The sequence below is a fragment of the Bacillota bacterium genome, assembly GCA_013177945.1.
Classification (GTDB): Bacteria; Bacillota; DSM-12270; order Thermacetogeniales; family Thermacetogeniaceae; genus Ch130.
Genome location: JABLXW010000040.1, coordinates 1 through 1,636 on the forward strand (window position 1 = coordinate 1; position 1,636 = coordinate 1,636).

Here is a 1,636-nt window from a genome sequence, read left to right on the forward strand (position 1 = left end):
AACGGTAACGGTTAAGGGCTATCCCTTTCAAGTGAAGATCTATTACCGCTCCCGGGAAATAGCCTGCCACCCACGCTGTTACCAGCAAAACAAAACCAGGCTGGAATGGGAGCATTACCTGCTGTTGCTCGTGAAAAAGCCCCGTTCTTTGCAAAATGCCCTGCCCTTACGTCAGGCAGTCCTGCCACCCGGTTTAAACCAGCTGAAAGAACACCTGCTGGCCCGGGCTCAAAGCTACGAACTCGCCCTGGTGCTGGGCCTGGTTATGGAACATGGCGTTGAAGCGGTGGAAGAAGCCATTATTCAGGCCCTGGCAGCAAACCAGTACAGCTTCCAGGCTGTACACTACTATCTGACCAGCAAGAAAAAACCGGTGACCTGCCAGCTCGAACTGGAAAAAGGCTTGCCGCAGGTAAAACCAGTGGACCTGCACATCTACGACCAGTTCCTGGGAGGTGCGGCCCGGTGAGCACCCCCCAGAGCATAGCACTGTTAGCCAGGGAATTGAAACTTTCCACGTTTGCTGATTACCAACAGGTGCTGCGTCTGGCTGCCGAAAAAGGCCTTGGCTATGAAGAATTTCTGCACGAGATGTTGACCCGGGAAGTATCTGTCCGCAAGGAAAATCAGGTAAAGAAAAGAATCCGGGATGCCCGCTTCCCCTTGATCAAAACCCTGGATGAGTTCAAGTTTGATGCTCTACCCCACGTCAAGGAGGCGCTGGTCTGGCAGTTAGCCACCGGTGAATTTATCCAATGTCGTGAAAACATCGTGATGATCGGTAATCCCGGCACCGGGAAAACCCATCTGAGCATAGCCCTGGGGATAAAAGCATGCCAAAACGGTTATACTGTCAGGTTTTTCACCGCCGCCGGCCTGATCACCAGGCTGGTTGAGGCCCAAAACGAAAAGAAGCTGAGCAGGATGTTAAAAGAACTGGCCAGGGTTAACCTTTTAATAGTGGACGAGCTCTCATATGTTTCTTTTACCCGCCAGAGCGCGGAACTGTTGTTCCAGGTATTATCGGAAAGGAGTGAGCGCAGCAGTGTGATTATTAACACCAACCTGGAATTCTCCAGATGGGCGGAAATATTCGGTGATAATATCCTGGCCGCAGCGCTGGTGGACCGGATCACCTTTAAGTCCTACATCCTGAACATGAACGCCGAATCTTACCGCTTAAAACAACGGGAGAAGGTAAAGACCAGGTAATATGCCAGATTGTATGGCCGGCCGGGCCAGGGAGATTGACATGGGCCGGTGTGCTCCAAAAACCCTGGTTTGTCATAGTCCCTTTAACGGACCCGGGCTTACCAGGTTAAATCGAAAGGGAGTGGAAATGACCACCATAAGAATTTAAGGTATTCGTGAATAAATTCCGTGGGCTGCTAGCAATTGCATATCGCTTTGCTTTGAATTGGGGTAGCTTCTTCCCTGCCCGAGCTACATCAATTCGACTCTTGCCTGGCAGATCAATCAATGGGTTAATGGCTATGGCATGGCGTTCTGTTACGCTCTACAAAATAACCATCAAGTTAGATATTGGTAAAACGGTGGAAGTGGATCACTTTTGCTTTATCACTGGTGGATCACTTTCACATTATCAGGTGGATCAATTCTATATTGACAAACGCAT

The 1,636-nt window shown here is 49.9% G+C and carries 2 protein-coding genes; both read left to right on the forward strand.

Translation table 11 applies throughout. The annotated features are described in order from the left end of the window. The first annotated feature begins 31 nt into the window (after positions 1-31). Entirely contained in the window at positions 32-469 is a 438-nt protein-coding gene (locus HPY58_13835) for a hypothetical protein (GenBank protein NPV30694.1), read from the forward strand. Beyond that, positions 466-1,212: an ATP-binding protein gene (locus HPY58_13840; GenBank protein NPV30695.1), complete on the forward strand. Its 747-nt coding sequence runs from the start codon at positions 466-468 to the stop codon at positions 1,210-1,212. Before HPY58_13835 ends, HPY58_13840 begins: the two co-directional genes overlap by 4 nt. Positions 1,213-1,636: the final 424 nt, after the last annotated feature.